The 6,547-nt window shown below is 58.9% G+C and carries 9 protein-coding genes and 1 pseudogene; 4 read left to right on the forward strand and 6 right to left on the reverse strand.

Translation table 11 applies throughout. The features are described 5' to 3' along the window. Both P7F28_RS03110 and P7F28_RS03115 read left to right on the forward strand, forming a co-directional pair. On the forward strand, nucleotides 1-212 hold a 212-nt coding region (locus P7F28_RS03110; protein WP_306805707.1), incomplete at its 5' end, for a DUF6723 family protein. Between the two features lie 47 nt (nucleotides 213-259). Next, the gene (locus tag P7F28_RS03115; protein ID WP_277182979.1) at nucleotides 260-562 is read left to right on the forward strand and encodes a hypothetical protein; all 303 of its coding nucleotides are present in this window, start codon (nucleotides 260-262) and stop codon (nucleotides 560-562) included. A gap of 3 nt (nucleotides 563-565) precedes the next feature. Here P7F28_RS03115 and P7F28_RS03120 read toward each other — a convergent pair whose 3' ends face one another. Next, nucleotides 566-817, reverse strand: coding sequence for a hypothetical protein (locus P7F28_RS03120; protein ID WP_277182980.1), 252 nt, complete (start codon nucleotides 815-817; stop codon nucleotides 566-568). A 124-nt stretch (nucleotides 818-941) separates the two neighbouring features. Between P7F28_RS03120 and P7F28_RS03125 the strand changes: the two genes are divergently transcribed. Beyond that, nucleotides 942-2,876 carry a potassium transporter Kup gene (locus P7F28_RS03125; protein WP_277182981.1) on the forward strand — a complete coding sequence of 645 codons (1,935 nt, stop codon included), beginning with the start codon at nucleotides 942-944 and terminating at the stop codon, nucleotides 2,874-2,876. Nucleotide 2,877: 1 nt separating this feature from the next. On the opposite strand, the gene P7F28_RS03130 is transcribed toward P7F28_RS03125, so the two are convergent. The 4 genes and pseudogenes from P7F28_RS03130 to P7F28_RS03145 form a co-directional block, all read right to left on the reverse strand. Next, on the reverse strand, nucleotides 2,878-3,351 hold the full coding sequence (locus P7F28_RS03130; RefSeq protein WP_277182982.1) for a hypothetical protein: 474 nt from the start codon (nucleotides 3,349-3,351) through the stop codon (nucleotides 2,878-2,880). 99 nt (nucleotides 3,352-3,450) lie between these two features. After that, nucleotides 3,451-4,785, reverse strand: coding sequence for a type II toxin-antitoxin system HipA family toxin (locus tag P7F28_RS03135; RefSeq protein WP_277182983.1), 1,335 nt, complete (start codon nucleotides 4,783-4,785; stop codon nucleotides 3,451-3,453). 17 nt (nucleotides 4,786-4,802) lie between these two features. Beyond that, nucleotides 4,803-5,054, reverse strand: a pseudogene (locus tag P7F28_RS03140) (helix-turn-helix transcriptional regulator); the annotation flags it as partial. Between the two features lie 93 nt (nucleotides 5,055-5,147). After that, nucleotides 5,148-5,570 carry a DUF4174 domain-containing protein gene (locus P7F28_RS03145; protein WP_277182985.1) on the reverse strand — a complete coding sequence of 141 codons (423 nt, stop codon included), beginning with the start codon at nucleotides 5,568-5,570 and terminating at the stop codon, nucleotides 5,148-5,150. A 72-nt stretch (nucleotides 5,571-5,642) separates the two neighbouring features. Between P7F28_RS03145 and P7F28_RS03150 the strand changes: the two genes are divergently transcribed. Continuing rightward, nucleotides 5,643-6,320, forward strand: coding sequence for a DUF429 domain-containing protein (locus P7F28_RS03150; protein WP_277182986.1), 678 nt, complete (start codon nucleotides 5,643-5,645; stop codon nucleotides 6,318-6,320). Here P7F28_RS03150 and P7F28_RS03155 read toward each other — a convergent pair. After that, nucleotides 6,277-6,495 (reverse strand): hypothetical protein, encoded by a 219-nt coding sequence (locus tag P7F28_RS03155; protein WP_277182987.1) that lies wholly within the window; start codon nucleotides 6,493-6,495, stop codon nucleotides 6,277-6,279. The genes P7F28_RS03150 and P7F28_RS03155 overlap by 44 nt on opposite strands. Nucleotides 6,496-6,547: the final 52 nt, after the last annotated feature.

Below are 6,547 nucleotides of genomic sequence, written 5' to 3' on the forward strand. Positions count from 1 at the left end.
ATTTTCAAATTTACGCGTCGTATCGCGGCACGAGTGGCAGCGGATTTTTCGGCACGCTGAAAGTAGTCCGAAAGACCGATGGCAAACTGCTGTTTCCATTCGATGGCGCAGACAATATTGGCCCTTATGCGACGAAAGCAGAAGCGGTAGAAGCCGCGCAGCAACGCGGCAATGAAGTCGTATTCGGCGATCTCGCGCGGCCCGAGTTGTAATTTGAACGCGAACCCGTCCGAAACTCATCCCTTTTCAGGTTCGTCAATTGCTGGACAAAGCATGTGTCCATCTCCATGCGGGGATCGCCATGTATCTAGTCGGGGAGTATTTCATCGAGTGCTATCCGGAACAGATCAGCGCTGATCGATGGACGGCATGGGCCAAAATCTCGCGCCGCAATGACTATCGCCGGTTTGCTTCGGTGCCGACGGTTGAATATCCCACGGGCGTTCAGACGCATACGCGCGCGACCGCCGAGCGCGCCGGTGTCAATTGGGCGAAGGTGTTGATCGCCAATAAGCGCGACGAACTGGAAGAGTCGCTCGAGCAGAGCCTGTCTGCTCCGTAAGCCTCAGCGCTTGTCGATATATGAACTGCCCACGAGCGAGTCGTATTGAAGCGGCTCCGCTGAAACTATCACGCGCAGCATTTGAATAAACGCATTGCCATCTTCCAGATTTTCAACGATCACGCGCGCCGTGCGCAGCGAAATGGAATCGGTGACGCGGCCCGATTCGTCGTCGTCGAGTTGAAAGCGGAAACGATGGATTTCCTCGGAGGCGGTTTCGCCGGGCGTTTCATGGGCGATGATGGTTGCTTGCATCGAATTTCCCTTATCAGGCGCGGGTAGTTTTATCGACGTTTGGGTAATGCCGGATCAAACGAGGTAGCAAGGCGCATTCCGTGACGCCCTTATTTTGCGGAATGGAACTTGCGACCCGCAGCGCATGACGACCTCATCGAAGCGCATGCGCACGCTCGCTGCGGGCACGCAGACGCACGCGGCTGCCTCGAATAAAACGTTGCCGGGATTGATGCTCGGCGCGTTGGGCGTCGTGTTCGGCGATATCGGCACCAGTCCGATCTACGCGTTGCGGCAAGGCGTAAGCGAAGCGGGCGTCGTGAATGCGCCGGTCGTGCTCGGCATCTTGTCGATGATCGTGTGGGCTGTGGTGATCGTCGTGATGGGCAAGTACGTGTCCTACGTGATGCGCGCGGATAACGAAGGCGAGGGCGGCATTATCGCGCTGACGGCGCTGGTGCGCTCCGGTTACGAACAGGACGGCCGACACGTTCCGCATCTGCTGCTGATGGCCGGTCTCTTCGGCGCGGCCATGTTCTACGGCGACTCGATGATTACGCCCGCCGTTTCCGTGCTTTCCGCCGTGGAAGGCTTGCGTCAGGTCAGTCCGCGTTTCGATCCCTACATCGTGCCGCTCGCAGCGGCGATTCTGATCGCGCTGTTTCTGTTTCAACGACGCGGCACGGCGGCGGTCGGCAAGTGGTTCGGGCCGGTCATGTCGCTGTGGTTCGTGTATCTCGCGGCGGTCGGCGTGTACCGCATTGCGCAGCATCCGGATGTGTTGCGGGCCTTGTCGCCGCAGTGGGCGTGGGCGCTCGTGCACACGCATCCGGGCATGGCGTTCACCATTCTTGGCGCGGTGATTCTCGCGCTGACGGGCGCGGAAGCCTTGTATGCGGATATCGGCCATTTCGGGCGGCGCGCGATCCGGCTTGCGTGGTTCTTTATCGTGTTTCCATCAATCATCGTGGGCTACTTCGGCCAAGCCGCGACGATGCTTTATCAACGCGGTTCGGAGCAGCAGCCATTCTTTTACGCCGCGCCTTCGTGGGCGCTGATTCCCACGGTCGTGATCGCCTTGTGCGCGACGGTGATTGCTTCGCAGGCCGTAATTTCGGGCGCGTTCTCGATGACCAGTCAGGCGATCGAACTCGGCTTTCTGCCGCGTCTGCGCGTGATCGAAACATCGCGTGCGCATCGCGGGCAGGTCTTCGTGCCGGCGGTCGATGCGCTGCTGTTCGCTGCGGTGATGTTTCTGGTTCTGAGCTTTCGCAGTTCGGATCGATTGACTTCGGCATACGGTATCGCCGTCGGATTGACGATGCTCGTCACCACGGTTCTGATGATCGGCTTTACGCGCCGCGTGTGGCATTGGCCGTGGATCGCAGTGATATCGATCAGCCTGCCGTTGTTCATCATCGATATGTTGCTGGTGATCGCCAACGCGCACAAGATTCCGCAGGGCGGATGGTTCCCGGTGGCGATGGGCATCGTCCTTTTCGTGTTGATGGCGACGTGGCATCGCGGCCGGATGCTGGCCAAACAACGCGCCACACAAGCGCCGCCGCTCGACGCCTTTCTGCGCGATGTGCTCGGCAGTCGCGAGCCGCCCGCACGTGTGCCGGGCACGGCGGTTTATCCCGGCAGCACGCAGGGCGCGACGCCTTCCGCGCTGGAAAGCAATGTGCATCACAATCGCGTGCTGCATGGCACGGTGATAATCTTCGCGAATCGTTCGGAGTCCGCACCGCGTGTCAACGAGCAGACGCGTATTGAAGTGCGCGATCTCGGCGATGGATGCTTCGAGGTGATTTCGCGTCACGGCTTTGTCGAACGGCCCAATCTGCCGAAGCTGTTGGCTTCGCTAGAAGGACAACTCGGCGACTGGCGATTCGATCCGAAGCACACCACGTTCTTTCTGCCGCGCGATGAAGTCACGCCCGGCTGCTCGCATGGACAGATGTCGCGCTGGCGCGAATGGTTATTTGGTGAGATGGCGTTCCATTCGGCATCCAGCGCGGAATACTATGGCCTGAAAAGCGAAGACGTGGTCGAACTTGGTGTGCAAGTCGTGTTGTAAGTTATTTCGCTGCGCCCACGAGCGCAAACGCGTCCCAGGTCGGATCGATCGGCGTGTGCGTATTGTGCGTGAGCGCTTCTTCGACCAGCGGCTCGCACGCACCGTAATCCGAGCCGATGCTGTCGCTATGCGCCTGCGGGAAATTCACCGCCGTCACCTTGCCGCCCCAGCGATCCACCGTTGCCGTCATGCTGCATTTGCCTGCGCCGCCTACCTTTACATCGAGCACGAGCGCGTTCATATCGAGTGCGGAATCCGCGTTGGAAAAATTCCATTGCGCTTCCATGCGGTCGTTCGGGCTGTTGGTATCGACGAGTTTCATGGTCTTGTCGGGAATGCCCACGGACTGAATCAGATCCAATACATTCGACCCGACCAGCGCGCCTTGCGGGTCGCGCGCCTCATGCGTGCGAAGCGCGCCGCAGCCGGTCAGGAAGGTGAAAAGAAAAGCGAAGGCGATCGTCAAGCGTGACATGCAGACTCCTTTCGGTTCGTACGCAAGGTGCGCAATGTGTAGATGAAACAGGCTCACTCATGCGACACGCTTCAAAAATACGGGTTCCGAAAATAAATGCTACGAAAGGAGCTTTTTTGAAAAGCGCTGCATGCCGTCGAAGATTGCATCGGCTACGTCGATGGGGAAATCAGCGGGTAGAAGCGTCGAAACTTCATCGATTACGCCTTGCGTGCGGGTGCCGATTGCATCGAGCAGGGCTTCGACTTCGGACTCGGGCAGGCCTACGCGCCGGCCTTGCGCAATCCAGTGCCGCCGCTGAATCTCGCTGATCAAATAGTGGGCGTTACGTCCGCGTACGGCCATTGCCAGACGTGCGCGCTGCGAGGCGAGTTGATTGCGTCCGCGCCCGATGATCGGATGCGCCGAAAGCACATCGTAGAGCGGTGTCGATTGGTAACGATTGCCGGGCAGATGCGCGATGCTGAAATTCTTGGCGTGACCGTCGGTTGCGGCGAGCAGCCAGAAGATGATCTGCGTCATAAAGAAGTCACGACGGTCTTCCATTGCACGCGTAGAACCCGCAAGCAACGGCATAATCCGTTCGATACCCGGCCCGCCATCCGATTCATACTTGCGCAGCGCCGACGTGCCGGTGGCCTGACACATATCTTCCTGCGGCAGCCGCAGAATCCACGATTTATCGCTCGACATGCGCCTGTCGAAACGCTCGACGATCAAAACCTTCTGCTCTTCGAAGCGTTTCATTTCACACTGCGCGATAGCCAGTCCGAAAGCCGCGACGATCTTCGAACACAGCCATTCATTCTCGACCGATGTGCGCATATCCGCGCGCATATTGCCGACCAGGCCGAGCGGTAACTTGAAGATATGCGTGGTCGGCGTGCTGCCTTCGGGAAGCAGCCACGAACGCCCGCGTTTCAACAACGCGGTTTTTTCCTGCGCACCGGCGATCGAGAGACGCAGATCGTCGGCGAGATCGTGATCGTGTCGTCCCAGCGTGGGCGATGCCGTGGTGTCGCGCAAAAGCCGCGCAATCTGCGCTTCATTCAGCACGCGGCCTTTGATGCTGGCGAGATCGACGGGCGTTTCGCCTGCGGGCAATAGCTGAATCGCGCCGACGCAATCGCGGCCCAGTTGCGCAAGCAAGGCGAACGGCGCGGTGCTGCGCGTCTGGTATCGCGCGGCGATACGACGGCGAATCGGTTCGCTGTCGGGCAGGAGGTTATCGAAGAAATCGGTGACGAGCGGCCCGCGATACGGCTGATTGCCCGGCGTGAACGGCAGCGATAAGGACAGCGGCCGGCCTTGCGGATCGGCAATCCAGTCCTCGCGATAGGTCAGGCGCTCGCCGCTCGAACCGGTTTCCCAGTGACCGACGGGCAGGCCGTTCATCCATATGTCGAGACGGTTGGCTGTGGCGCGGCGCGGCATGCTTACCAGTCCTCGCGCTTTTTGGTTTTCGCGGCGGTTTTACCGGCTTTTTCATCGGATGTGCTTAACGATAGTTCGACGTTCAGCACCCGCAGCACCTTGAAAAGTCGGTCGAGACTCGCGGCGGCGGGATTGGCTTCGAGTTGCGCGTAAGTCTGCTGCGTGACGCCGAGTTGTTCGGCCATCATGGCTTGCGTGAGTCCGGCGGATTTGCGAAAGCCCTGCAGAATGGGCCGCAACTGGCTGAGTGTCTTGACGGGATACTGCACGGAAGGCTCCTACAGATCATATGCTGTAAATCAGTTTAACAGGTTTCAAGCTGTATTTGCGATTAACAGGTTATGATGTGTAGAGGCCTGATTTTACGACTTCGGCTTGTTGCGCTGCGCTTCTTCGCGGCGCATCGGCATGGTGTCGATTGTGCCGAAAACGCGTTGCATTTCCACCGGTTCGTGCGAATCGATCTTCACGCCGCCATCCTTGCCGATCAGCAAGACGCGAAACGTATCGGGCGCGACGTGATAGCGCTGGCGCAGCGCATCGGCGGAATCGGTGGTGCCTTGCACTTGATTGCCGATCACTTCGATGGAAAGCATGTCGCGTTCGGAGAAGCCAGCTTTGGCGTCGGCGATCAACGCGCGTTGTTTTGCCAGTTCGGGCAATGAAGACTGGCTCGCGAAGACAATCAGCAGGCGCTTGTGCCAGGCGTAGTCATCGACCGATGCGGCGGCGGCGCAGAGCGGTAACGCGAGCGCTAACGTGGTGCACAACAGCAGGGATTTCATGGCGGATACCTGCGCGTAAGAGCGGTATCGGAAGGGCAGCAGGAAATGCGCCACGACGGTAAGCTGGCGCGTATGAATATGACCACAGCGGTTGCCGGTATCGACGTAGGCGGCACGAAAAAAGGCTTTCACCTCGTGATTCTGCGAGGCCGCGAAATCAGCGATGTTTTTTCGAGCACCGATGCATCGCACATCCACGCGCGGTGTCTGAGCTTCGACGTCCGCGCGATCGGTATCGGTGCGCCGTCGCAATGGGCCATAGAAAACGAGGGCCGTGCGGCAGAAAAAGCGATGGCACGCGAACGCATCTCGTGCTTTTCCACGCCGACGGAAGCGAAAGCGCGTGCCAGCACGAGCGGTTTCTATGAATGGATGTTCAACGGCGCGCGCATTTATGCCGCGTTTGCCCGAACGCATCCGATACTCAAAGAAGCCTTATTTTCCGGCGCGGCGGTGAGCTTCGAGACCTTCCCGCACGCGATCACCTGTGCGTATCTGAAGGACGAGGCATCGGCAAAAAAGAAGAATTTGCAGCGGCGAAAGCTGCTTGAAGACGAGGGAATCGATACATCGAAACTAAAGTCGATCGATGAAATCGATGCCGCTTTATGCGCGCTCGCAGCGCAATGCCTGATAGCGGGCGAAACACGCGCATTCGGCGATGCAGCCAGCGGCTACATCTTCGTGCCGAATGCGCGCAACGACATCAAACAGCCGCTTCCCAATGCGCCGGCTCGGTCTTGTCCGTGATGCGCACCTTCGCGACCATCGGCGTATAACCGCGCAGCCGAATCTCACTGGCCGCGAGCTTTTCTGACTGATAAATCTGATGCGTGATCAGCGTGCCGTCGGTGAATTCGAGCGTGTAACCATCGATGGGACCCCAACGGCCCTTCGGCACCGGTTCAATATAAACGTGCTGCATGGCGTGTCTCCGCGTGATTAAAAAAACGTGATTGAAAACTCTTGTATAAGAG

Origin of the sequence: Caballeronia sp. BR00000012568055, from assembly GCF_029439455.1 — a bacterium.
Classification (GTDB): domain Bacteria; phylum Pseudomonadota; class Gammaproteobacteria; order Burkholderiales; family Burkholderiaceae; genus Caballeronia.